General features: G+C 58.4%; 19 protein-coding genes, 5 tRNA genes and 1 riboswitch. Of the genes, 9 read left to right on the top strand and 15 right to left on the bottom strand.

Annotation, left to right across the window (positions count from 1 at the left end):
• Positions 1-79: 79 nt before the first annotated feature.
• The 5 genes from F7P80_RS04595 to F7P80_RS04575 all read right to left on the bottom strand — a co-directional run bounded on the left by F7P80_RS04595 (position 80) and on the right by F7P80_RS04575 (position 4842).
• Positions 80-451, bottom strand: coding sequence for an EamA family transporter (locus F7P80_RS04595; protein WP_054066834.1), 372 nt, complete (start codon positions 449-451; stop codon positions 80-82).
• Positions 448-1968: a UbiA family prenyltransferase gene (locus F7P80_RS04590; protein ID WP_151043088.1), complete on the bottom strand. Its 1521-nt coding sequence runs from the start codon at positions 1966-1968 to the stop codon at positions 448-450. Before F7P80_RS04590 ends, F7P80_RS04595 begins: the two co-directional genes overlap by 4 nt.
• A 155-nt stretch (positions 1969-2123) precedes the next feature.
• Positions 2124-3200 carry a metallophosphoesterase gene (locus F7P80_RS04585; protein ID WP_151043086.1) on the bottom strand — a complete coding sequence of 359 codons (1077 nt, stop codon included), beginning with the start codon at positions 3198-3200 and terminating at the stop codon, positions 2124-2126.
• A 120-nt stretch (positions 3201-3320) separates the two neighbouring features.
• Complete coding sequence (locus F7P80_RS04580) at positions 3321-3821, bottom strand: dihydrofolate reductase (RefSeq protein ID WP_151043084.1); 501 nt, start codon at positions 3819-3821, stop codon at positions 3321-3323.
• Between the two features lie 178 nt (positions 3822-3999).
• The gene (locus F7P80_RS04575) at positions 4000-4842 is read right to left on the bottom strand and encodes a thymidylate synthase (RefSeq protein ID WP_054066838.1); all 843 of its coding nucleotides are present in this window, start codon (positions 4840-4842) and stop codon (positions 4000-4002) included.
• Between the two features lie 229 nt (positions 4843-5071).
• Here F7P80_RS04575 and F7P80_RS04570 point away from each other — a divergent pair, with 229 nt between their 5' ends.
• Positions 5072-5644, top strand: a complete 573-nt coding sequence (locus tag F7P80_RS04570; protein ID WP_077344855.1) for an Ivy family c-type lysozyme inhibitor — start codon at positions 5072-5074, stop codon at positions 5642-5644.
• Positions 5645-5740: 96 nt separating this feature from the next.
• Here F7P80_RS04570 and F7P80_RS04565 read toward each other — a convergent pair whose 3' ends face one another.
• Both F7P80_RS04565 and F7P80_RS04560 read right to left on the bottom strand, forming a co-directional pair.
• Positions 5741-7165, bottom strand: a complete 1425-nt coding sequence (locus tag F7P80_RS04565; protein ID WP_151043082.1) for an FAD-binding oxidoreductase — start codon at positions 7163-7165, stop codon at positions 5741-5743.
• Positions 7166-7179: 14 nt separating this feature from the next.
• Positions 7180-7593: a DUF2069 domain-containing protein gene (locus F7P80_RS04560; RefSeq protein WP_151043080.1), complete on the bottom strand. Its 414-nt coding sequence runs from the start codon at positions 7591-7593 to the stop codon at positions 7180-7182.
• A gap of 21 nt (positions 7594-7614) precedes the next feature.
• Here F7P80_RS04560 and F7P80_RS04555 point away from each other — a divergent pair, with 21 nt between their 5' ends.
• Together F7P80_RS04555 and F7P80_RS04550 are read left to right on the top strand one after the other, a co-directional pair.
• Positions 7615-8904 carry a YihY family inner membrane protein gene (locus tag F7P80_RS04555; RefSeq protein ID WP_151043078.1) on the top strand — a complete coding sequence of 430 codons (1290 nt, stop codon included), beginning with the start codon at positions 7615-7617 and terminating at the stop codon, positions 8902-8904.
• A 303-nt stretch (positions 8905-9207) separates the two neighbouring features.
• Positions 9208-11046 (top strand): AMP-dependent synthetase/ligase, encoded by a 1839-nt coding sequence (locus tag F7P80_RS04550; RefSeq protein ID WP_151043076.1) that lies wholly within the window; start codon positions 9208-9210, stop codon positions 11044-11046.
• Between the two features lie 134 nt (positions 11047-11180).
• On the opposite strand, the gene F7P80_RS04545 is transcribed toward F7P80_RS04550, so the two are convergent.
• Positions 11181-12002, bottom strand: a complete 822-nt coding sequence (locus F7P80_RS04545) for an alpha/beta fold hydrolase (protein WP_054066844.1) — start codon at positions 12000-12002, stop codon at positions 11181-11183.
• Between the two features lie 51 nt (positions 12003-12053).
• Positions 12054-13352: an O-acetylhomoserine aminocarboxypropyltransferase gene (locus F7P80_RS04540; protein WP_151043074.1), complete on the bottom strand. Its 1299-nt coding sequence runs from the start codon at positions 13350-13352 to the stop codon at positions 12054-12056.
• A gap of 303 nt (positions 13353-13655) precedes the next feature.
• Between F7P80_RS04540 and F7P80_RS04535 the strand changes: the two genes are divergently transcribed.
• From F7P80_RS04535 to nrdR, 4 genes are all read left to right on the top strand, one after another.
• The gene (locus F7P80_RS04535; protein ID WP_054066846.1) at positions 13656-14108 is read left to right on the top strand and encodes a CBS domain-containing protein; all 453 of its coding nucleotides are present in this window, start codon (positions 13656-13658) and stop codon (positions 14106-14108) included.
• A gap of 498 nt (positions 14109-14606) precedes the next feature.
• Positions 14607-15500 carry a lytic transglycosylase domain-containing protein gene (locus F7P80_RS04530; protein ID WP_151043072.1) on the top strand — a complete coding sequence of 298 codons (894 nt, stop codon included), beginning with the start codon at positions 14607-14609 and terminating at the stop codon, positions 15498-15500.
• Between the two features lie 108 nt (positions 15501-15608).
• A riboswitch (ZMP/ZTP riboswitch) is annotated at positions 15609-15760 on the top strand.
• Positions 15761-15797: 37 nt separating this feature from the next.
• A complete protein-coding gene (gene glyA, locus F7P80_RS04525) occupies positions 15798-17042 on the top strand; it encodes a serine hydroxymethyltransferase (RefSeq protein WP_054066848.1) in 1245 nt (414 codons plus the stop codon).
• An 11-nt stretch (positions 17043-17053) separates the two neighbouring features.
• Positions 17054-17503, top strand: coding sequence for a transcriptional regulator NrdR (nrdR, locus tag F7P80_RS04520; RefSeq protein ID WP_054066849.1), 450 nt, complete (start codon positions 17054-17056; stop codon positions 17501-17503).
• Positions 17504-17655: 152 nt separating this feature from the next.
• Here nrdR and aroC read toward each other — a convergent pair whose 3' ends face one another.
• A complete protein-coding gene (gene aroC / locus F7P80_RS04515; RefSeq protein WP_058879793.1) occupies positions 17656-18753 on the bottom strand; it encodes a chorismate synthase in 1098 nt (365 codons plus the stop codon).
• Positions 18754-18840: 87 nt separating this feature from the next.
• Between aroC and F7P80_RS04510 the strand changes: the two genes are divergently transcribed.
• Both F7P80_RS04510 and F7P80_RS04505 read left to right on the top strand, forming a co-directional pair.
• Entirely contained in the window at positions 18841-21027 is a 2187-nt protein-coding gene (locus F7P80_RS04510) for a sensor domain-containing protein (protein WP_249041376.1), read from the top strand.
• Between the two features lie 218 nt (positions 21028-21245).
• Positions 21246-23771, top strand: a complete 2526-nt coding sequence (locus F7P80_RS04505) for a DUF349 domain-containing protein (protein ID WP_151043070.1) — start codon at positions 21246-21248, stop codon at positions 23769-23771.
• Between the two features lie 133 nt (positions 23772-23904).
• On the opposite strand, the gene F7P80_RS04500 is transcribed toward F7P80_RS04505, so the two are convergent.
• From F7P80_RS04500 to F7P80_RS04480, 5 genes are all read right to left on the bottom strand, one after another.
• Positions 23905-23989, bottom strand: a tRNA-Leu gene (locus tag F7P80_RS04500).
• Positions 23990-24068: 79 nt separating this feature from the next.
• Positions 24069-24153 (bottom strand) — tRNA-Leu (locus F7P80_RS04495).
• Between the two features lie 84 nt (positions 24154-24237).
• A tRNA-Leu gene (locus F7P80_RS04490) sits at positions 24238-24322 on the bottom strand.
• Between the two features lie 88 nt (positions 24323-24410).
• Positions 24411-24495, bottom strand: a tRNA-Leu gene (locus F7P80_RS04485).
• A 142-nt stretch (positions 24496-24637) separates the two neighbouring features.
• Positions 24638-24722, bottom strand: a tRNA-Leu gene (locus F7P80_RS04480).
• Positions 24723-24745 lie beyond the last annotated feature (23 nt).

Here is a 24745-nt window from a genome sequence, read left to right as displayed (position 1 = left end):
GTAGGCAAGGAATATTTTGACCAGCAGTGTGATGCAGAATATTTTTATGAATAGATTTTTATAAGTATTGCTGTTCATATTAAATCCGATGGGTGCTTGCAATCAGTGTGACGCCAATAAGAATCAAGGCGCCACCTAGAGCGGCCTGCCAGCTCACGTTTTCATGCAGGAAAAACTTGCCGATCAGCATGGTCAGAATAAAACCCAGGCTGACCATGGGGTAGGCAACGCTCACCGGCAGCCGTGAAAGTACCCACAGCCAGATGACTGCGCTCAGGCCATAAAAGCCGATGCCTAGCCAGACATAAGAGTTCAGCAATGCCTGTAAATAGATGGATTTGAGGTCGCTGCTGTCTGCACGGCCTGCGCTCATGCCATATTTCATGGCAATCTGGGCGAGTGATGACATGGCAATGCATACCAGCGCGATGACGTAGGTAAAAAAATTCATGCTTCTCCGACCATGGCAATGCTTGCGAATATGAAAATCAGGGAAAGGCAGATCCAGCTGGGTTTGTCTTTCAGGGAAAACTGCAGGGGATCTTCACCAGTGAGCTCGTTTCTTCCGGTTTTGATCCAGATTCTCATGATCCATGCCAAAAATATCGCTGGAGTGATCCACAGAAGTTCGGGCAAATTGTAGTTAATAAAACTGGTAGGACTTTCTATGTAGAGCGCCAGTACCAGCGCACTCATGAAGCCGCTGGCAATGCCCATGCTTCTGACGGTTTCAAGGTCATCGATGGAGTAGCCTCTGCCTTGAATTTTCGCCAGACCTGCATTTTTGATGCGAGTGATTTCTGCACAGCGTTTGGCCAGTGCCAGGCTGATAAAGACAAAAATAGAAATTGCCAGCAGCCATTTGGAAATTTGAATATTCGATGCAACCCCGCCAGCAATAATGCGGATGGTGTAGAGAAAGGCCAGCACAAGAATATCCAGAATAGCGATTTTCTTGAGCTTGACGGAGTAGGAGAGTGTCAGCGCCGTATAGATCAGCAGGGTCAGAAAGAAGGCAGGCGACAGAGAGAGGGCTGTCACGGCCGCTGCTGCCAGCAAGAGAGCGGACAGTGCGCAGCCCTGCAGAACAGGCATGCGGCCAGAAGCCAGGGGGCGCTTGGATTTGATCGGGTGACTGCGGTCGTTGGGAATGTCCAGCAGGTCATTGATCAGGTACGTGCCGGATGCGCACAGGCCAAAGGCCAGAAATGCCAGCAGTGCCTGGGTCCAGGCAGGTACTTCCAGGCAATGGGCCGCCAGCAGGGGAAGAAAAATCAATGCATTCTTGGTCCAGTTATTGATACGAATGGACTTCAGAAATACTTTCAATGGCTGCCTCGCTGCAACCATTTCAATGATGTTGCTGTGCTGCTGCCTGAGTTTTTTCAGCACGCTGGCTGGGGTATCCACTGCAATAGCCAGACTTGCTTTTTCCCACACAGCCAGATCGTCATGGCTGTTGCCTGCATAGGCATATTCCGTAAAACCGAGTGCAGCAGCATGCGCTGCAATCGCAGCCTGTTTGTTGGCGCCACTTAAGTTGGTGGCATCGTGCTGGTTGGTCGCGATGATGTCATCAAATATCTGCAGATACTCCGCCACGGCGCGCACGATACGAATATCTGCAGCGCTGGCCAGAATCAGCTTTCTGCCTTTTTGCTTTTCCGCACGCAGTAATTCCAGCAGATGCTGGTTATAGGGCAGCGTGCTGGCATCCAGGGAAGCGAGCTGGGCAGTCGTTGCCTTGAACGCAGATTTGCCCTGGAGCAGGCTGCGCAGTGCCTGGGGCAGTGCGAGCGGCTGGCTGCGGAGTACTTCCGTCAATGCTTCGTGCAGTGTATCTACGGGGGTCAATGTGCCATCGAGATCCACATACAGCGGCTCCAGGGCGTTGAATGTATCTTGCACAGTATTGGATGGAGAAATGGGGCGTTTCTTAAAAATATGCGACCTGATGGTCGTGGGCATCGCCCTTTTGCATGCTTGCCAGCAAGACAGGTAATGACAGAAGGTCCTGGTGGTGAGTGCCAGCGCAGATCAGTGCGGCCTCAGCAAAAGATGCACTTTTTTACAGGGTGGCAGTGTATATGCAGTGCCGTGTGCAAGCTGGCTTGCACCTGCTTTCAGGCAGAGTGTGCTGTGTTTTTCTCGGGCTGCAGAAAGCCTGTTGTGGCGTGCTGGCTGCCATCATCAAAGACCAGCGCACGTTCGGGCCAGCGCAGGGCTGCCAGCTTCATGTGGGCATGTGGCTGGTCAAAGGTACGCGCCTGCGCGCGTGCACCGACGGAGTAGTCCACGCAGAACACATTGCCCAGTTGGCCGTGCCAGGCATAGGGGCTGATGTCGCTGAACAAGCCCTCCTGCGTGCTCTGGTGCGGCAGGGTGGAGCGCCAGTAGTGGCCCATGACGACGGGCGTGGGCTCGGCGTATTGCTCCCACCAGGCCATGCGTTCGACAAAGCGCCATTTGTTGCCCGCAAAAAATGGCGCATGGGTCTGGCGTTCCAGGCCACAGGTCAGTACCTTGAGCGGGTTGACCGTGGCCTTGTTAAGTTCGTTGTCGCAGTGTGCCTGCAGGAATGGTGGGTGGCGCTCGCCATCTTCCAGGCTGTGGGGCCAGCGGTTTTTTTCCTCGGCCATGCGCTCGGCAATGCGGCGCTGCACAGCGATTTGCGCGGCCTGCGTTTCCCAGTGGTCGTAGGCGGCGCGCGCACCGCCCAGCGGCATGCTGCGGGCCTTGGCGACGTCGGGGGCATGCCATGCAGCGTGGATGACGCGCAGATCCTCGCGCTCCAGCCCCAGGGGCAGGCTGTTCAGAAAAGTTTCAATGCGTGCACGCTGCAGCGTGGTGGTGGCGCGGGCGAACTGGCGGTATTTGCGCAGATCGCTGTCCAGCCGGGCATCAAAAAACCAGCCTGCGCCGTCCTTGGCATCATGGCGCAGCAGGTTGATTTCATGGTTGCCCGCGATGGCGCGGGCATGCCCTGCTTCCACCAGGCGCTGCACCACATCGACCACGCCGGGGCTGTCCGGGCCGCGGTCTACAAAGTCGCCCACAAACACCAGGGTGCGCGACTGTGGGTGGCGGCCATCCGCGTCATAGCCCAGGTGGCGCAGCAGATCCAGCAATGCATGCAGCTCGCCGTGGATGTCTCCGACGATGTCAAGCGGGCCGGGGGGCAGGGGCTGGATCAGGCTCATGGTGGGGCGTTTTCAACAAAGGTCTGCGCAAAAGCGATCGAGCGTTCTATATTGTTGCAATGCAGCAAGCACGTCAATCCTGCCTTGTTCTTCCTGCAGCCGACCTCGGGAAATCACTAGTCAGTCAGCCGCGTGCTGTCGCTCGTAGCGCACAAAGCTGAACGGCAGCCCCTTGGCGCTGACATGGTCTTCGCGTGCGGTTTCCCGCCACTGGGCATCCAGCTCGGGGGCGTAGGCATCGCCTGCATAGTCCTGGTGAATGATGGTCATTTCCACCACATCGGCCAGAGGCAGTGCCTGTGCATAGATCTGCGCCCCGCCCATGACCCAGACGGTGTTGCCGTGCTGGGCGCCGATGCGCAGTGCCTCTTCCAGACTGCTGGCGTGCACCACGCCGTCAGCGCTCCAGTCGGTATTGCGTGTCACCACGATATTGGTGCGGCCGGGCAGGGGGCGGAAGCGCTCGGGCAGCGAATCCCAGGTTTTGCGCCCCATGATGACGGGGTTGCCGCTGGTCAGCTGCTTGAAGTGCGCCAGGTCTTCCGGCAGGTGCCAGGGCATGCTGTTGTTCAGACCAATCACGCCATTGGCTGCGCGTGCATAAATCAAATGGATAGCCATAGGGCTCAGGACAGTGTCTATTTAAAAAAGAGAGCTGCTAGCGCTGATGATTCATAGACTTTGGATAGATTTATATCTGAAATCTATGAATATCAAGCGCTAGCAGCTCCTGTTTTTGATATTTGCTCTTTTCCGAGAGGTAACTCGCTGAGCAAAAGAACCAATACGGAGTGAGACGTCAAACGGCTACGGGTGCCTTGATGGCTGGGTGGTGTTCGTAGCCCAGCACTTCAAAGTCCTCAAACTCATAGTCGAAGATGGACGCTGGTTTGCGCTTGATATGCAGTGTCGGATATGCAAAGGGCTGGCGTGACAACTGCGTCTGCACTTGCTCAAAGTGATTGTTATAGATGTGGCAATCTCCCCCGGTCCAGATGAAATCGCCTACATCCAGGTCACACTGTTGGGCCAGCATGTGCGTGAGCAGTGCGTAGCTCGCAATGTTGAAGGGTACGCCGAGGAAAATATCTGCACTGCGCTGGTACAACTGGCAGGAGAGCTTGGCTTTGCCACCAGGCTCTTGCGCAGGTGCCACATAGAACTGAAAGAAGGCGTGACAGGGCATGAGTGCCATCTGATCGAGGTCAGCCACATTCCAGGCACTCACAATGATGCGACGGCTGTCAGGATTGTTCTTGAGCTGTTGAACCACTTCGGCGATCTGGTCGATGTGGCCGCCGTCAGGCTTGGGCCAGCTGCGCCATTGGACGCCATACACAGGGCCAAGAGAGCCGTCTTCACGGGCCCATTCGTCCCAGATCGTGCATCCACGCTCTTGCAGCCACTTCACATTGCTGTCACCGCGCAGGAACCACAGCAGTTCGAGAATGATGGATTTAAGGTGAACTTTCTTGGTCGTGACCAGTGGAAAACCTTCACTTAGGTCAAAGCGCATCTGATGGCCAAACACGCTGCGTGTGCCGGTGCCGGTACGGTCACTTTTGCTCACACCATGTTCGTAGACATGGCGCATAAAGTCTTCGTACTGAGAACGGACTGGGCGGTTGGTGGAAAGTGTCATGCGGAATCTCGTAAAGCAAAACCGCCCAAGCCAATGAGCCGGGCGGCCAATGGTTCATTGTGCCATGAGCCGAAAAAAGGTCCGTGAGGCAGGATATGCGGTGTTGGCGGACAGGCGCACCGGTGTCAGGCCATCAATAATGTCAATGGAGGACGCAGTAAGACGCAATGGGGCGTCTTGCAGTCCATGCAGAGCGGATGCCTGCTTCACACTTTTTTTGGAGGCCCTTATGAAATTGCGTTTTTCTTCTTCTGCACTGCAGGTCGCAGCGGTACTGGCTGCTGCTGTGGCATTGTCGGCCTGTGATCGAGCGAGTACGGACAACACCTCGGGCGCAGCACCTGCACCGCAGGAAGAGGTGGTGACTGCTGAGAGCGTGGTGGTGGAAAATGCTCCAGCCCCTGAGGCCAGTACACCTGCCAGCACTGCCTCCACTTTGCAGGAACTGGAAAAGAGTGTGGGCACTTATCCTGGAGACAACAGCTATCTGGTCTCCGGTGTCTTGGCAGAGCGCCTGAAGGCACTGCTGGGTGAAGATACCTATAAGCTCGTGCTGCAGAATCTGGAAGTGGCCAGCCCGCTGAGCAAGGATGGTGAACGCCTGTTCATCACGGGCAACCGTGCGCATCAGGGTGGTGAAGAAATGGCAGCCATCGTGGTGGATCCTGCACAGAATGCCGTTCGCGTGTGGCTGAGCACGGAGGGCAAGAGCCAGGTGTTCCAGGACCCTGCACAGGTGGAGGTGCCATGGCCTGCTGATGTGCAGACCATGATCAGCAACTTCCAGGAATCCAAGCAGTAACAAGCGTAAGCCCTGGTCACGGGGCTCACTCAGCAAAAAACGCCGCAAGCATGCAAGCTGCGGCGTTTTTTCTTGGTTTTCTTGGGGCAGGCAGTTTCAGCGCTGCAGGATGCAGCCTGGGTTCATGATGCCCTGCGGGTCCAGTGCCTGCTTGATGGCGCGCATCATCTGCAGCGCCACGGGTGACTTGTAGTGCACCAGCTTGTCAGCCTTGAGCGCGCCTACGCCATGTTCGGCGGAGAAAGAGCCGCCAAACTGCGCCACGGCGTCATAGACCAGTGTGTTGACCATGTCTTCTTTCTCTTGCAGAAAGACTTTGCCGTCCTGCCCTTCCGGCACCTGCACGTTGTAGTGCAGATTGCCGTCGCCCAGGTGTCCAAAGTTCACGAGGCGCACGCCAGGAATGGCACGCTGCAGCAGCGCGTCCGTGTGCGCGACAAAGGCAGGGATGCGCGAGGCCTGGATGGAAATGTCGTGCTTGATGTTCAAGCCTTCCTCAGCCTGTGCCAGCGGAATGCTCTCGCGGATATGCCACAGCTCATGCGCCTGGGTCATGTTCTCGGCCACCACAGCATCGAGCACGCAGCCATCTTCCAGCGCCAGCTCCAGCAGATGCTCAAAGCGCGCTCGGGCATGGGTTTCGGATTCGCTGTCGGAGTTTTCCAGCAGCACGCAGTAGGGCGCATCGGCCATGTCGGCAAAGGGCACACGCAGCTGGGGCATGTGCTTGACGACGAGAGACAGCGCAAATTTCCCCATCACCTCAAAACCTGTCAGCCCGGCCGCCAGATGCCTGTGGGCCAGGCCCAGCAGGCGCACGGCAGCTTCCATGCTGGGCACGGCGGCAAAGGCAGTCAGCTGGGCCGCAGGTTGCGGGAACAGCTTCATGGTGGCGGCGGTGATGATGCCCAGCGTGCCTTCGCTGCCGATAAACAGGTCGCGCAGGTCGTAGCCCGTGTTGTCCTTGCGCAGGCCGGAAAGCCCATCCCAGATTTCGCCCTGAGGGGTGACTACCTCGAGGCCCAGGCACAGCTCGCGCGTATTGCCGTAGCGCAGCACCTGGGTGCCGCCAGCGTTGGTGCCCAGATTGCCGCCAATGGTGCAGCTGCCTTCGGCAGCGAGAGAGAGCGGAAACAGAAAACCGGCCTGTGCGGCTGTTTCCTGCAGGGTCTGCAGCACCATGCCCGCTTCGACGGTGATGGTGAGGTTGTCTGCATCGAGCTGGCGCACGGCATGCATGCGCTGCAGGTTCAGCACAATCTGCTCGCCGCTGGTGTCGGGCGTAGAGCCTACAGAAAGCCCGGTATTGCCCCCCTGGGGAACGATGCTCACATGCGCGGCAGCACAGGCTTTGACCACGGCAGCCACTTCCTGTGTGCTGCCTGGGCGCACCACGGCAAGCGCCTTGCCATGCACACGCTTGCGCCAGTCCTGCTCATAGGCGCTGAGGTCACCATCGGTCAGCACATGGGCTGCGCCGACGATGTCGCGCAGTTGTGCCAGAAGTGCGGCTTGTTTCATGTCTCTTTGCTTTCTCAATGTTCTGGTGTGACTGGTGCTGCGGGCTGAGCCTTGGCGGTCTGCAGGCGGATACGCACATGCAGTACACAGGCCACAAACAGCAGCAGGCAGAAAAAGATTTCCAGCATGGCAAGGTAGTTGCCCGGTGCCCGGTCACTCCAGGCACGGACCACGCCTTCGGTGAAGTACAGCCAGATCAGCAGGCTGACCCAGCGGTAGGTATACATGCGGCGCTTGAGCAGGCCCACCAGCGGAATACACAGCGGCAGGGCCTTGAGCACCAGCCAGGAGCCGCCGGGGCGCAGCGGTGCCAGCCACAGCTCCCATGCGACGCACAGAATGATCAGGCCCAGCAGGCTGCCTACGGCCAGCCAGCGAGAGGCAGCAACGACGGGGCTGCCGGAGAAATTGTTGCTTGCAGAATTCATTGGGGTGGCATCATACGGCCCATGTCTGAGATTTTTCACCGTGCACGCCAGCGGCTGGTTCAGCTGGGGCAAATGCTGCGCACATTTCCCTGGCGCAATACCTTGCACATCCTCAAGCAACGCTTCAGTGAAGACCAGCTGGGCCTGACAGCCAGCAGTCTTACGTTCACGACGCTGCTGGCGCTGGTGCCATTTTTCACGGTGTTGCTGGCCGTGTTTACGGCTTTCCCCAGCTTTGGGCGTCTGCAGGAAACCTTGCAGACCTGGCTGATCGACAAGCTGATCCCCGTAGAGATTGCCGAGCAGGTGATTGACTATCTGACGCAGTTTGCCAGCAAGGCCAGTCAGCTGGGTATTGTGGGGCTGGCCTTTTTGCTGCTCACCGTGGTCAGCTTGATTCTGACCATGGACAAGACCCTCAACCGCATCTGGCGCGTGCCCCGCATGCGTCCACTGGGGCAGCGGCTGCTGATCTATTGGGGCGTGCTCACGTTTGGTCCGCTGCTCATGGGGCTGAGCATTGCGACCACGTCCTATGTGCTCTCTGCCTCGCGTGGGCTGGTGGCAGTGCTGCCGGAGAGCGCACAGGTAGCCTTTAATTCACTGGAGTTCCTGTTGCTGTCCGCAGCCATGACGGCGCTATACCACTTCGTGCCCAATACCCCGGTGAAGTGGCGCTATGCCTGGGCGGGTGGTCTGTTTGTGGCGATCGGCATGGGGCTGGCCAAGACGGCGCTGGGCATGTATCTGTCCACAGTGCCCACGTACTCGGCCATTTATGGCACGTTCGCCACGCTGCCTATCTTGCTGATCTGGATCTACACCTGCTGGATCATCTTTCTGCTCGGTGCCGTCGTTGCCGCCTATTTGCCCGGTCTGCTGGCGGGTTCTGCACGTGATATGCGCCATGCGGGCTGGCAGCTGGCGCTGGCGCTGGAAGCTATTGCAGTGCTCGACCCCCTGCGCACGCAGCCTCAGCGTGGTCTGTCTGCGCGCGTACTGGCCAAGCGACTGCGCGTGAGCAAGCTGCAGCTGGAAGCAGCACTTGGCGCTTTGACGAGCCTGCGCTGGGTGGCGGCCATGCCTGCCAGTGGCACGGCTTATCTGGAAGAAGGCGAGCCCTGCTTTGTGCTGCTGGCTGACCCGGATACGACCTTGCTTGCACCGCTGATGGAGCACATGTTGCTTGCGCAGACGGAAAGTACAGCGACCTTGTGGCAGCAAAGCGGGTGGGCAGAGTGCGCGCTGCGCCAGGTGCTGCCGGCTGAGGCTGGCGTGCCAGCGCCTGCAGGTCTGGGCTTGCCAAGGTAAAATATTGGTGTTTTATGGCGTAAACCCTTGATGGATAAGCGCTAAATGCTTCTTTATTGGAAGCAAAAAGGCCTTGGTAAGTGTTCGCTAGCATAGATGTCATGCTGCAGTACTACCAAGGCCTTTTACCTTGGTGTGTCAGAACAGAAGTATGCGTATGGCATGCAGCATCTGGCATGGATCTCTGGATGAGAAGCAGCAGACCTGCGCAGGTCCGGCCTGCTGGCCAATTCCCTGTCAACCTACACGTACGCTTGGAGCACGGCCTTAGGCTGTGCTCTGGTGCATTTATTTTTATCTCGTATGAGCGTAACTGTCTCTCCACCATGGCAACAAGCCAGCCTGGCCCATATGTTGCAGGCACGTGTTGCTGCCAGCCCGGCACTGCCAGCCTATCGTGAATCTGTGGGCAAAGACCTGCCCTGGAAGCAGCTGAGCTGGGGCGAAGTGGGAGCAGCCGTGATGCAGTACCGCTGTGCCTTGCAGCGCAGCGGCATTGTGCATGCAGACCGTGTGGGCATCTGGCTGCCCAACAGCATATATGCCATGTGCATGGACCAGGCGGCCCTGCAGATTGGAGCGATTGCGGTGCCCGTGCACAGCACCGATAACCCCGCCAGCATTGCCTACATTTTTGACAATGCAGAAATCAGCCTGCTGGTGCTGTCCAGCCTGAGCCAGTGGGAGCGCGTGCGTGGCACCGAATACGCCATGGCCAGCCTGCGTACGGTGGTGGTCATTGATTTGCCAGAAGATGTACCTGCCCAGCCGGGCGAACCCCGCGTGCTCAGCCTGGCGCAGTGGCTGCAGGAAGGCGAAGCGCTGGCAGATGCACCTGCCCCCGCCCTGCCGCAACGAGAAGATGTGGCGGCCATCGTCTACACCTCGGGCACCACGGGCAAGCCCAAGGGCGTGATGCTCACGCACGGCAACGTGCTGGCAGACGTGACGGATTTTGTCGATCGTCTGGGTCCCAATGAAGACGACCGCTTTCTGTCATTCCTGCCGCTGTCGCACACCTTTGAACGCACCTGCGGCTACTACCTGAGCATTGCCTGCGGCGCCTGCACCTCGTATGCGCGCTCGGCAGCACTGTTGATGCAGGACATGCAGACTGAAAAGCCCACCATCCTCGTGTGTGTGCCGCGCATCTACGAACGCGCCCATGCCAAGGTGCTGGAAAAAGTGCTGGCAGGCCCTGAGGATGAGCGCGAAGCCTTCTTTCGCTGCGTGGAGTGGGGCTGGGCCAACTTCTGTGCACGCCAGGGCATTACGGACTTGCACAAGCACGACGCCAGCCTGATTGGCACGCCAGCGCCTGCGGCCTACCCTGCGCTGTCGGAGCAGATTGCCAACCTGTTTGGTGGCTGTGTGCGCATGGCGATTACCGGTGGCGCAGCCATTCCACACAGCACAGCCAAGGTGTTCCTGGCGCTGGGTGTGACCTTGCTGCAAGGCTATGGCATGACGGAAACCACGCCTGTGATTTCCGTGGTCACGCCGGACAGCAATGACCCCGCCACCGTGGGCGAACCACTGCCCTGCGTGCAGGTACGCATTGGTGAGCAGCGCGAGCTGCAGGTGCGTGGCCCCACGGTGATGAAGGGCTACTGGAAGCGCCCTGAAGACACGGCCGCTGCTTTTACCGAAGACGGCTGGCTGCGTACGGGCGACCAGGCCGAGCTGGTGCGTGGTCGTATCCGCCTGATGGGGCGCCTGAAGGAAATCATCGTGACATCGACGGGTGAAAAGCTCTCGCCCGCCGATCTGGAACTGGCCCTGCTGGCTGATCCGCTGATCGACCAGATCATGGTGCTGGGCGATCACCGCCCTTATGTCAGCGCGATTGCTGTGCTCAATGCCGAGAACTGGGCCGTGCTTGCGGCCGAGCAGGGCTGGGATGGGCAGAGCCTGGAAACCCTGCGCCAGCCTGCAGTGGTTCAGACCGTGCTCAAGCGTCTGCAGGCCTTGAGCGCCGATTTCCCCAGCTACGCACAGCCCCGTGCTTTGTTGCTGAGCATGGAGCCCTGGAGCGTGGAAAACCAGCTGCTCACGCCTACGCTCAAGGTCAAGCGCAAGCAGGTCATGGAGCGTTACGCGGAAGATATTGAAGGGCTGTACGGCAAGCGCCGCGTGGCTTAAATCAGCCCGCTGCATGCTCCAAAACGAAAGCCCCGGTTGCTGCTGCAGCCGGGGCTTTTTGACATCCACCTAGACTTGGTGCGATGCAGTTGCTGCCTGTATCGGCAGGGTTGCGAAAAACTTCAGCCCGTAACTCAGGCCCTGACAGGCTGTGTCAGAAAATCGCGCAGCGCAAACAGCGTTTCGTCGGGTGCCTCTGTCATCTGGTTGTGGCCCATGGGCAGCATCACCGTTTGCACCTGCTTGCCTGCCGCCTTGGCGGCATTGATCAGTCCTTGTGCGGCTTTGGGCGGTGTCATCTGGTCCTGCTGGCCCAGCGCAAACAGAACAGGGCACTGCACGGCGGCAATGGCTTGCTCGCCGTTGGCGTAGCTGTCGCAGGCCTTGAAGCCCGTGTAGAGCAGATTGGTGTTGTGGTTGCTCGCCAGCACACGGCGGCCCAGCGCCATGCCCGCGCCATGGACCCAGCTGCCCGCACCGCTGGGCGGCGAGAGCGTGGCGCGCGAGAAGGTCTGAATCATGGCAATCGCTTTTTCCGGCGTGTGCTGTGCGCTTTCGAGCAGGGCAGCAGAGACTTTCATGGGATATGCCGTGCCGACCAGGGCCAGATGGCTCACGCGTGGGCCGAGCTGTGCCGCAGCTTCCAGTGCAATCAGGCTGCCCCAGCTGTGGCCAACCAAGGCCGCCTGCTGCAGGCCAGCGGCATCCATGAGCTGGGCGATGGTGTGTGCTGCGGCTTCCACGCTGTCAGGGGCAGCGCCGTTGCTGCGGCAGTGGCCGGGCAGATCTATGGCCAGCACATTCCAGCCGTGGTGGGCCAGATAGCGGCTTTGCAGCGCCCAGACGCTGTGGTCGCAGAGCACGCCGTGAATCAGGATGGCGGTGGGCTTGGTGGCATCAAAAGGCCTGCCGCCGGTGTAGGCGTAAAGCTGTGAGTCATTGACTTTAAAAAACATAGCTGTCTCCGCAATATAGATAAGCGCTAGTGGCTGTTTTTGTTATGAATTTCAGGCGGCTTTCTCTGCCGCCTTCAGCGCACGCTTGAGGTCGTCGATCAGGTCGTCCGCATCTTCCAGGCCAATGGACAGGCGAATCGTGCCCTGACCGATGCCAGCCTGTGCCAGCGCTTCATCGCTCATGCGAGAGTGTGTGGTGCTGGCCGGGTGGATCACCAGGCTGCGGCAGTCGCCCACGTTGGCCAGATGGCTGAAGACTTTGAGCGTCTCGATGAACTTCTTGCCTTGGTTGCGGTTGCCTGCAATATCAAAGCTGAACACCGAGCCCGCGCCGCGCGGCAGCAGTTTTTGCGCCAGGCGGTGCGAAGGGTGGGATTCCAGCATGGGGTGGCCCACACGGGCGACCATGGGGTGGGTGGCCAGGAACTGCACCACTTTTTCGGTGTTCTTCATGTGCCGCTCCATGCGCAGCGGCAGGGTCTCAATGCCCTGCAGGATCAGCCAGGCACTGTGCGGACTCATGCAGGCGCCAAAGTCGCGCAGCCCCTCACGGCGTGCGCGCAGCAAAAAGGCGCCCACCGTGCTCTCTTCGCTGAACACCATGTGGTGAAAGCCGTCGTAGGGCTCGGTCAGTTCGGGGAATTTGCCCGAGGCTTCCCAGTCAAAGCTGCCGCCATCCACCACGATGCCGCCTATCACCGTGCCGTGGCCGCAGAGGAACTTGGTGGCTGAGTGGTAGACCAGATCCGCCCCATGCTCAAAGGGTTTGATGAGCCACGGCGATGTCAGCGTGGAATCCACCAGCAGCGGCACACCCGCTTCGTGCGCGATGTACGAGACGGTGGGAATGTCCAGCACGTCCAGCGCCGGGTTGCCCACGGTTTCGCCAAAAAACAGTTTGGTGTTGGGGCGGATGGCGGCCTTCCAGCCGTCAATGTCTCCGGGTTGGACAAAGGTGGTTTCAATCCCAAAGCGGCGCAGCGTGTAGTGCAGCAGGTTCTGGCTGCCGCCATACAGTGCCGTGCTCGCCACGATATGGCTGCCCGCACCCATGAGCGTGGCAATGGACAGGTGCAGGGCGGCCTGGCCGCTGGCTACGGCAATTGCGCCAATGCCGCCTTCGAGCGCTGCTACGCGCTGCTCCAGCACGGCATTGGTCGGGTTGCTGATGCGGCTGTAGACGTGGCCCGGTCTCTCCAGGTTGAACAGGCTGGCCGCGTGGTCGCTGGATTCAAAGACAAAGGACGTGGTCAGATGAATTGGCACCGCGCGTGCACCCGTGGCCGGGTCGGGCTGCGCGCCTGCATGCAGGCTCAGGGTGTCAAAGCCAGGGTCGCTATAGCCGGGCATTGCAATGTCTCCATAGATCTATATAGGTATGAGTGGATGCAATGCTGGCACAGAAGCTGTGGGCGGTCAGCGCCTTGGTGACGCAGGATACCGTCTGCTACAAAGCAAAGAGCGCCTCAGGCTGCTTGGATATGGAATTGAACGCAAAAATATTGTGAAAACAAGGTTTCATCAGCGCAAAGCGCTATTTTTTTGAATGCTGCGGGGCAAGATGCAAGCCTTGTGGCTTTGCGTTGTTGAGGCACCGTCGATGTGGGCTATATTTGTTCACATGGACAAAGACTTGGTTTTGGAGATCTACCAATGAAAGTGAGCGACATTCTCCACTTCAAAGGCAATAGCCTGTATGTGGCGCAGGCAGATGATGCCTTGGCAGATGCCGTGGCCGTGATGGCTGAAAAAGACGTGGGCTCACTGGTGGTCATGGAGCACGGTGATGTCGTAGGCGTGCTGACTTTCCGCGAGGTCATTCAGGCCATTGCCAAAAACGGCGGTAGCCTGGGCACCACCCGTGTGCGTTCGGTGATGGACGATGCGCCGCTGACCTGCACAGCGGAAACCGAGCTGGATGAAGTGCGCCGCATGATTCTGGACCACCATGCGCGCTACATGCCCGTGATGGACAAGCGCCAGTTGATCGGTGTGGTGAGCCTGTATGACGTGGCCAAGGCCGTGGTGGAAAGCCAGAACTTTGAGAACAAATTGCTCAAGGCCTATATCCGCGACTGGCCTGAACAGGAAAAAAACGCCTCCTGATCTACGACCGGCCTGCAAGCCTCAGACAGAGTTTGCAGGCCATTTTTTCGTGTATGCACAGCCGATTGCGTACGCTTTTTGGTGCTGTTGAGCCACAAAATTCCTGTTTTTTGCTGCTTTATTGATTAAATCAATCACTTTATTGGAAAAATCAAACAGAAAAGCTTGAATGGCGCTATAAGTGGGCGTAGCACTCGTAAATCATGGTTTTTACCTAGATTTCTGACGTCTGCTGTGGTCGATAAAGCGTCTCAAATAAGAAAAAATCATATTAAATTTATTTAAAAGTGTTGACTGGTAATTTGGGCGAAACATAGAATCCGCCCACTTCGAACCACAACACGGTTCGTCTTCGCATTTGCTCAGTCCGTTCGTTGACGGATGCTCATGCCCCCAAGGCGCTGGGGTGTTGCATGAGATGACAGTAGCTATCGAACCCAGGCTGGTTTGCCAGTGCGCCCTCTGCGGCCTATATCCAGCCTCGAGAAAGGAAACGCCATGTCCAAGTCAGGAAACTGGGCGGCTTCTGTACGCACGATAGCGTCAGACATCGCCGAGGGTTTTCTTGAAATTACCCACAACAGCTTTGCCCTCATCGGTCTGGTTGTTGCATTTGCTGCTATCGCATTGTTTGCGCAACCTGAGTTGCGTCAGCAAGGCGAGGCACAGCTGCGCACCTGGCTGCAGGAGCGGCATGTTGCTGTGGTCGGGGTCACACCCGAGCCCAGCGCGATTGAGCGCGCAACGGCTGTGAACCCCAAGGAATTGCCGAAAGACCAGGCCGCTGTTGCGTACTGGATCAGCAAAAAGTACCGCGTGGCACCTGAGCCCATTGGTGCGCTGGTGGAAGAGGCTTACCAGATTGGTGAGCAGTACAAGATCGACCCCACACTGCTGCTGGCCGTGATGGCGATCGAGTCGCGCTTTAACCCGTTTGCCCAAAGCTCTGTCGGTGCGCAGGGACTAATGCAGGTGATGACGCGTGTGCACACCGAGAAATACGACAACTTTGGCGGCAACCATGCCGCGTTTGACCCCATCAGCAATCTGCGTGTGGGGGCGTCGATTTTGCGTGAGTACATGCAGATCACCGGCTCGGTGGAAGGTGCACTCAAGTACTACGTCGGTGCTGCCAACCATGGCAATGACGGTGGCTATGTTGCCAAGGTGCTGGCTGAGCACAGCCGCATGCGTCAGGTAGCAGGTCGTTCCACGCCTGAAACCACCGTGCGCCCAGGCCTGGTGGCCAAGCGCCAGATCACCCCGATCAAGATGGAAGAGGGCGAAGCTGCTGCTGAACAAAAGGCCGCAGAGACCGAAGGCCCCGCTTCCGTGGCGGTGAACCGTACCCAGGATGAAGCATCTCAGGTGGTGGCAAGCTCCAACCTCTGATTGCCCATAGACCCCTGCTGCGCCCCAATGCACAGGCACGCGTAGAGCCCAGAGCTTCTGCAGTGCTTGTGCATTGTTGTTTCTAGGGTATGGCGGCTGGGCTACACTTACAGGGTACGCAACTGGCGATAGGTGCAGCAGTTTTTCCACTGCCTTGCACTGACGTGGAATCGCTGCAGGGCCTGTCAGCCCTGCCAACCACCGGGGAGCGTACCGCCCAGTCTGTTCGGGCGTTTCAGCCGTTCGCCTGGGCAGCCCTTTTCCAAGGGAATACAAGTTCACAGGACTGCCAAACTCATGTTCCAACGCACCAATACCGTCGAGATCGTCGACCCAGAAGTCTTTGCTGCCATCCAGGCTGAAAACCAGCGCCAGCAAGACCACATCGAACTGATCGCGAGCGAGAACTACTGCTCGCCCGCCGTGATGGAAGCCCAGGGCTCCCAGCTGACCAACAAGTACGCCGAAGGCTACCCAGGCAAGCGCTACTACGGTGGTTGCGAGCACGTGGACGTGGTGGAGCAGCTGGCCATTGACCGCATCAAGGCCATCTTTGGTGCCGAAGCTGCCAACGTGCAGCCCAACTCCGGCTCTCAGGCCAACCAGGCTGTGCTGATGGCCTTTGCCAAGCCCGGCGACACCATTCTGGGCATGAGCCTGGCCGAAGGCGGTCACCTGACCCACGGCATGGCGCTGAACATGTCTGGCAAGTGGTTCAATGCCGTGGCCTACGGTCTGAACGACAAGGAAGAGATCGACTACGAACAGCTGGAAAAGCTGGCGCGTGAGCACAAGCCCCGCATCATCGTGGCTGGCGCTTCTGCCTACGCCCTGCGTATCGACTTTGAACGCTTCGCCAAGATCGCCAAGGAAGTCGGCGCCATCCTGTGGGTGGACATGGCCCACTACGCAGGTCTGATCGCTGCTGGCGTCTACCCCAACCCCGTGCCTCATGCTGACGTGGTCACTACCACCACCCACAAGAGCCTGCGCGGCCCCCGTGGCGGCGTGATTCTGATGAAGGCTGAGCACGAAAAGGCCATCAACAGCGCCATCTTCCCCGGCCTGCAGGGCGGCCCTCTGATGCACGTGATCGCTGGTAAGGCTGTGGCTTTCAAGGAAGCACAGTCGCCTGAATTCAAGGCTTACCAGGAACAAGTCGTGAAGAACGCCAAGGTCATGGCTGATACCCTGACCGAGCGCGGTCTGCGTATCGTGTCTGGCCGTACCGAAAGCCATGTGATGCTGGTGGACCTGCGTTCCAAGGGTATTACTGGCAAGGCTGCTGAAGCGGCTCTGGGCCAGGCGCACATCACCATCAACAAGAACGCCATCCCCAACGACCCCGAGAAGCCCTTCGTGACCAGCGGTATCCGCGTGGGCACACCTGCCATGACCACCCGTGGCTTCAAGGAAGAAGAAGCGCGCATCACTGCCAACCTGGTGGCTGACGTGCTGGAAAACCCCAGCGACGAAGCCACACTGGCACGCGTACGCGCTGAAGTGGCCAAGCTGACAGCCCGCTTCCCCGTCTACAAGTAATCCGCAGCCCTATGAAGTGCCCCTTTTGCAACCATATGGATACCCAGGTCGTGGAAACGCGCATGGGTGAAGAGGGGGCCTTCATTCGCCGCAGGCGCCAGTGTCTGAGCTGTGCCAAGCGCTTTACCACCTACGAACGCCCCGATGTGAGCTTTCCGACCGTGGTCAAGAAAGATGGCCGCCGTACGGAATTCAGCCACGACAAGCTGCAGGCCTCGTTTGTGCTGGCGCTGCGCAAGCGTCCAGTCGCTTCGGCCGAAGTCGATGCAGCGATTGACCATGTGGAAGAGAAGCTGCTGAACGCCGGTGTACGCGAGGTAGCGTCCAGCCACATTGGCGAGCTGGTCATGCATGAGCTGCGCAAGCTCGATAAGGTGGCCTATATCCGCTTTGCCAGCGTCTACCGCAGCTTTGAGGATATTGATGACTTCAAGCACCTCGTGGATGAAGTGCGTACATAAAGACACGTCATGCAGAAAAGACAAAGGCCGCTGATGCGGCCTTTGTTATTGCTGAGGGCTTTAAAAACTATAGCTGCCAGCGCTGGTTATTCATAGATTTCAGATGCTTTTATATCTGAAATCAAGTGTTGATCAGCGCTGGCAGCTCTTTTTTAAGAAGCAGATGCCGGAATGGGGCCGGGCTCCTGGTGCACATCGCCACACTGTGCGCGGTGGCGCAGCGCATGGTCCATGACCACGAGTGCCAGCAGCGCCTCGGCAATCGGCGCAGCGCGAATGCCTACACAGGGGTCGTGACGGCCCTTGGTGATGACTTCGGTGCTGTTGCCATGCACATCAATGGATTCGCGGGGGCTCAGGATGGAGCTGGTGGGTTTGATGGCAATCGAGACTTCCAGGTCCTGCCCGGTGCTGATGCCGCCCAGAATGCCGCCAGCATGGTTGGTGCGAAAGCCTTCGGGGCTCATGGAGTCACCATGCACCGTGCCGCGCTGGGCCACGCTGGCAAAGCCCGCACCAATCTCCACGCCCTTGACGGCGTTCAGGCCCATCATGGCGTAGGCGATGTCGGCATCGAGCTTGTCATACAAGGGCTGGCCCAGGCCCACGGGCATGCCCGTGGCCTGCACGCGAATGCGCGCGCCGCAGCTGTCGCCGGACTTGCGCAGTGCGTCCATGTACGCTTCCAGCGCTTCTACATCCGCTGCTGGGGCAAAAAACGGGTTGTGGGGCACATGCTCCCAGCTCTCAAACGCAATAGGCAGTTCGCCAAGCTGTGTCATGCAGGCGCGGAACTCCGTGCCGAACTTTTGCTTGAGCCACTTTTTGGCCACTGCGCCGGCTGCTACGGTGGGTGCAGTCAGGCGCGCGGAAGAGCGGCCACCACCACGGGGATCGCGCACGCCGTATTTGTGCCAGTAAGCGTAATCCGCATGACCGGGGCGAAAGCTTTGCGCGATATTTGCATAGTCCTTGCTACGCTGATCGGTGTTGCGAATCAGCAGTGCAATCGGTGTGCCTGTAGTGACGCCTTCGTACACGCCGGACAGGATTTCGACCTGATCAGCTTCCTGACGCTGGGTCACGTGTCGGCTGGTGCCGGGGCGGCGGCGATCCAGATCGGTCTGGATGTCTGCCTCTGCCAGCGGCAATCCAGGGGGACAGCCGTCGATAACACAGCCAATGGCTGGTCCGTGCGATTCACCAAAATTGGTGACCGTAAAAAGGGTTCCGAAAGTATTGCCGCTCATGGACAATGATTATGCCTGCGAGAATCACGGCTTCCATGGAGGGACGCTGACTGCCAATTCTTGACTTTTATTTCTTGGAACTGTTTGATGACACATAGGATGCCAGCCACAGACCTTGAGGTCTGGTTACAAGCACTGCAAAGCAGCGACAGTGCTTGGCTCATCACGGATGATCATTTCAATACCGTTGCCATCAACGACGGTTTCACGCGTCTGACGGGCTATACGCTGGCTGATATGCAGGGTCACAGGCCGCTGCAAAAGCTCATGGCATCCGGCCCCGAGCTGGATACACACATCCTGGAGCAGCTGCAGTGTCATGGAGCTTTTAACGGTGAGTTGCTGCTGCAGCACCGTGATGGGGCAGCCCTGTGGGTGGCGGCTATGGTGAACAACCTGAACCGGCAGCCGGTGCATGCCAATGAGGCATGTGCGCAGGTCATCGTGCTCACGGACATTGGATTTACCAAGCGCTTTGAAGCCCTGCAAAGGGAGGTGCTGGAAGACATCGTGCATGAAAAGCCCCTGGCGCTGCTCATGCGCAATATGTGCTGCTCGCTGGAGGAAATCTTGCCAGACGTGCATGTCAGCATCCTGTCTGTACAGGATGGTGCCTTGCATTCGCTGGCGGCGCCGAGCTTGCCAGAGGGCGTCACCTGCTTGATCGACGGTCTGCGCATCGGCCCAGATGTAGGCTCCTGCGGCAAGGCCGCATATCTGGGCAGCGAAGTGGTCAGTCAGGATTTGTCCAGCGACCCCAACTGGCGCTTGTACGCCGCACCGTTTCTGGCAGCAGGGCTGCGTGCCTGTTGGTCTTGCCCCGTCAAGAACCATGACAACCAAGTAATTGGCACGTTTGCGCTGTACTTTGATACGCCACGTGTGCCCAATGCATTGCACCAGCAGCTGGTTAAGGCCTTTTTGCACCTGACGGCCATCGCCATGGAGCGCGATGCCAGCAAGCAGCGTATCCGGCAGCTGGCCTATTACGACTCGCTCACACGTTTGCCGAATCGCACCATGTTCAATGAATGTGCGCAGCAGGCATTGCACACGACACGCGGCCAGCAAGGCCTGCTCTTTTATCTGGATCTGGATCGCTTCAAATACTGGAATGACAGCATGGGTCATGGTGCGGGCGATGCCTTGCTGTGTGAGGTTGCACACCGGCTGACGCAGTGCACCAGGGCGGAGGACATCATCGGCCGCCTGTCCAGCGATGAGTTCGTGGTCTTCATGCCCTGTTGCACAGAGGCGCAGATTCCCGAGCTGGCAAGGCATCTGCTCGACGCCATTGCACAGCCTTTCAGCATCAACGGCGTCATGACCCTGCCCAATGCCTGCATTGGCGTGTGCGCATATCCCGAAGACGGCACTGATATTGAAACCCTGCTGCGCCATGCAGACCAGGCCATGTATGCCGCCAAAAGCCAGGGGAGTCAGTTGTGGGAGCGCTATCGCCCTGAGTTGGGGCAGATCAGCCAGGAGCGCGCAGACATGGAGCGGGAGCTGCGCCTTGCACTGGCCAATGGTGACTTGCAGCTGCACTTTCAGCCCCAGGTGCGCCATCCGGAGACGCCTGTGCTGTATGGGCTGGAGTCCTTGTCGCGCTGGCACTATCCAGAGTGGGGCTGGGTGTCACCCGCGCGCTTTATTGCCGTGGCAGAAGACAGTGGCCTGATTCATGCGCTCACCGCATGGCTGCTGGATGCAGCCTGCTCGCAGCTGGCGCAGTGGCGCAAGCAAGGGCTGCCTATACCGCATGTAGCGGTTAACCTGTCTACCAACAACTTTCATGCGCAGGGTTTTGCGCAGCAGGTGCAGTTCACCCTGCACAAGTACGGGCTACAGAGCAGTGATTTGGTACTGGAGATCACGGAAAGCGTCATGCTGGACAACAGCCCCGTGACGCTGGAAAACCTCAAGGCCTTGCATGCGATGGGGCTTCGTCTGTCCATGGATGACTTTGGCACGGGCTACTCCAGCCTGAGCTATTTGCATCGACTGCCCATTTCCGAGCTCAAGCTCGACAAAAGCTTTGTGCAGGATGTGGTGAGCAGCTCTGCTGCCAGTGCGCTCACACGCTCCGTGCTCAATATTGCCACCAGTCTCAATATGACCGTGGTCGCAGAAGGCGTGGAAACCGAGGAGCAGGCCAGCTGGCTGGCAGAGCAGGGTTGTCGGGTTCTGCAGGGGTATTTGTTTGCCAAGCCCATGGCTGCTGAGGCTGTTCCGGTGTGGCTGGACAGCGTGGCACTGAAACAAAGCGCCTGAATCTACCGTGTATGCAGGCATGAAGTGTGCTCAACCCTGCCATGCTGTGACACATTTGTACCCAGTGATGCTTTGGATCTGTTCAATTAGCAGCGAAAATACCTGTATGCGTGTGAGTGTGCTGCTTCAGCCTGCTCGCACATGACACCAAGCCCTTCATGCTTTGCGGGATGAAGGGCTGTTTCCTATTTCATGATCTCTAATTTATTTGCAGCAAAATGTCCGACGCACCTGAAATGAATGCCTCCCCAGCCAAGCACACAGAGGTTCATCCGCTGGATGCACTGACTGGTGGTGCGTTCTCGGCCGCTACATCCGGCGAGCGCGCTGCCTGCATCCGTGAGTGGCTGGCTTCCCAGCCATCCAGTGAGCAATTGCAAGAGGTGTTCAAAGAACTGAGCGTGCGCGACAAAAGCGTGGCACGTCTGGTGCGCGAACGCATGGATGACATTCGCCGTGCCAAAGAGCAGGAAGTCATCGCTGTGGAATGGGCTGAGAAAGCCCGTGCTTTGCTCGCCGGTGCAACCCTGAATGTCGCGGAAGCCGTGGCGTGGCAGCGCGATGCAGCCAAGGCTGGCGCTCCGCTGTCCCGCGAGCCACTGTCTGCTCTGAAGCAGGAGCTGGCCGAGCGCATCAAGACGATTGAAGACCTGCAGCACCGTGTGCAGGTGCAGCGTGAAGCGGCTGTCTTGCTGGCTCAGCGCATTGAAGTGCTGTCCACCAAGTCGTGGAAGGCCGCAGAAGCAGCGCAGGAAGGTCTGGTCAATGATGTCGCGCACTGGCAGGCACAGGCCGAGGTGCTCACCAATGATGCCAGCTGGAGCAGTGTCAATGACCGTTTCCCTCCGCTGCTGGAGGCATCGCGTGCGCAATTGCTGGTGGTCTGGGAAGCATTCCAGTCGGCCCTGGCTGTGACGCAGGCCGCTGCAGCTGACGAAAACGCTGAGCTGCCTCCCGTACCCGTGTGGGCTGATGAAATCCGTGTGGCGCGTGGTCTGCCTTCTCAGCTGGCGGCAGCCGTCCCCAGCAAGCCCGCAGCAGCGGCCAAGCCAGCCAAGCAGGACATGGCACAGAAGCAGCAGGCAGCAGTTCAGGCTGTGCTGCCAGCACTCAAGGCACTGGCTGAAGCCTCTGCAGAACAAAAGGCTGAGGCTATTGCAGCCCTGCGTGCAGTGTTGAAGCAACATGGCCGCTGGCTGGATCAGGCGGTTGCCCAGCAGGTGCATGAACAGCTGCTTGCTGCTGGTGATGCACAGGGCTGGCAACCCCAGCAAGTAGACCGTCTGCGTGAAGAGCTGATTGCCAAGGCAGAAGCTTTGAGCGCACGCCCTGAAGGACAGGCACTGGGTGGCCGCAAGCTGCAGGAATCCCTGCGCCAGCTGCGTGAGCAGTGGAAGCAGGCAGACCAGGGTGCTATTCCTAACCATGCGCTGTGGAAAAAGTTTGATGAGGCTTGCAATACTGCCTACAAGCAAGTGGAAGCATGGCTGGAGCGCGTGCGTACAGAATCCACGCAGCACAAGGCAGCACGCCTGGCGTTGATTGATGAAATCAAGGCATGGGCCCAGCAGCAACAGAGCAGCCAGGACTGGAAGGGCATGGCGCGCGCCTTGCGCCAGTTTGCTGAACGCTGGCGCGAAAGCGGCCATGTGGGCGAGAAGGTGTTTGCAGAGCTGCAGACTGCTTTCAAGCAGGCTATGACGGCTGCGGAAGCGCCGCTCAAGGCTGCGCAAAAGGCAAGTGTCGAGCGCCGCAATGCCATGATTGCCGAAGCCCAGGAGCTGGCGCAGGCAGCTGCACTGCGTATTGATGCCATCAAGGCACTGCAGCAGCGCTGGCAGGCGGAAGCACAGGCGGTGCCGCTGGATCGCAAGTTCGAGCAAAAGCTGTGGGACACCTTCCGCAAGCCGCTGGACGAAGCCTTTAGCCGCAAGAGCGTAGAGCGCGGTGTGCGTGTGCCTGCTGCAGAAAATCTGTCTGCACACGACCGTGCTGTGCTGGAGGCTGCCAAGGCTTTGCAGGCAGCCAATGCCGGCGGTGATGTGCAGCAAATCCGTGCGGCCATGGCAGCGCTGGAAGATGCTGTGCGCAATCCTGCTGCAGAGGCAGCGCCTGTGGCAGCAGAGCCAGAAGCTGCGCCTGTGGTGGAGGCCAATGCTGCATCCAAGGCGGTGGTGGCTGTGCGTGGTGATGATCGCCCTGGTGCCAAGAAAGAAGCAGCACCAGCTGTGGCGGCCAAGCCTGCTGCTCGCAAGGATGTGCGTCCTGCACGTGCCGAGCGTGCGCCTCGTCTGGGTGATGCTGCATTCCGTGCACAGCGCGATGCCATGGAGGCTGCGCAGTATGCGCTGCGCAAGCTGGCGGCGCAGGCGCACGGCGAAGCCCTGAGCAAGCTGATGGATGCCTGGAGCAAGCGTGATGCAGCCCTGCTGCCTGCTGCGCAGGAGCTGGGTGCCAAGATGAACGCGCAGGCTCGCAAGGCCTGGGAGCAGGCGCTGGGTACACCAGCTACAGGTGATGCTGCCGAGGCGCTGCTGCGTCTGGAGATTGCAGCGGATGTATCTACGCCTGCAGAGCATCTGTCTGCGCGTCGCATGCTGCAACTGCAGCTGCTCACGCGTCGCAACGCACCTGCACCCGAGCAGACCTGGACACAGGACGTGGCAGCCGTTCTGGCAACGGCATACGCTGATGCAGTTGCGCGTCGCCTGCAGAATGTGCTGAAGGTGCTGCTGCGCAAATAAGGCGCTGCCGCTGCACCTCCTCTGAAACCACCTGTGCTTTGTGCACAGGTGGTTTTTTTATGGTCTGGATGTTGTGAAGGAGGGGTAAAACAAAAAAGGTCACTGCAATTGCTTGCAATGACCTTTGCTTGTCTGGTGCCCAAGAGAGGACTCGAACCTCCACGGAGTTACCCGCTAGTACCTGAAACTAGTGCGTCTACCAATTCCGCCACCTGGGCAAATAAGAGCTGATTTTTATAAGAAGTGTGGTAGCACTTCACAACCCATATCTGTTGGCATGACAAATGCCGCAAATTTTGGTGCCCAGGAGAGGACTCGAACCTCCACGGAGTTACCCGCTAGTACCTGAAACTAGTGCGTCTACCAATTCCGCCACCTGGGCAAAAGACAAGTTGTTTTTTAGTAAGTGAGGTAGCACTTAACAACCTGCTTTTGTTGATGCCTGCAAAACAGACATCGCAAATTTTGGTGCCCAGGAGAGGACTCGAACCTCCACGGAGTTACCCGCTAGTACCTGAAACTAGTGCGTCTACCAATTCCGCCACCTGGGCAAAAGACAAATTGTTTTTAAATAAGTGAGGTAGCACTCAACAATTTGCTTTTGTTGATGCCTGCTGAACAAGCAGGCATCGCAAATTTTGGTGCCCAGGAGAGGACTCGAACCTCCACGGAGTTACCCGCTAGTACCTGAAACTAGTGCGTCTACCAATTCCGCCACCTGGGCTGATATTTCCTGAAACAAGAAGTTTCAAAAAATTTCAAATTTTTCTCTGAAGCCTTGAATTCTACTCACAAAAAAGATGGCAAAAAATGAAATTTGCAAACTTTTTTTGTTCGCCGATACTGTTGCCAGTTATCGTTAAACTTGGTGCCCAGGAGAGGACTCGAACCTCCACGGAGTTACCCGCTAGTACCTGAAACTAGTGCGTCTACCAATTCCGCCACCTGGGCTTTCAGGAAAGATTTAGATTGTA

The sequence above is a fragment of the Comamonas kerstersii genome (assembly GCF_008801935.1).
Lineage (GTDB): Bacteria > Pseudomonadota > Gammaproteobacteria > Burkholderiales > Burkholderiaceae_C > Comamonas > Comamonas kerstersii.
Note: the sequence above shows the minus strand (reverse complement) of the source record. Positions and strands in the feature narration are given on the sequence as shown.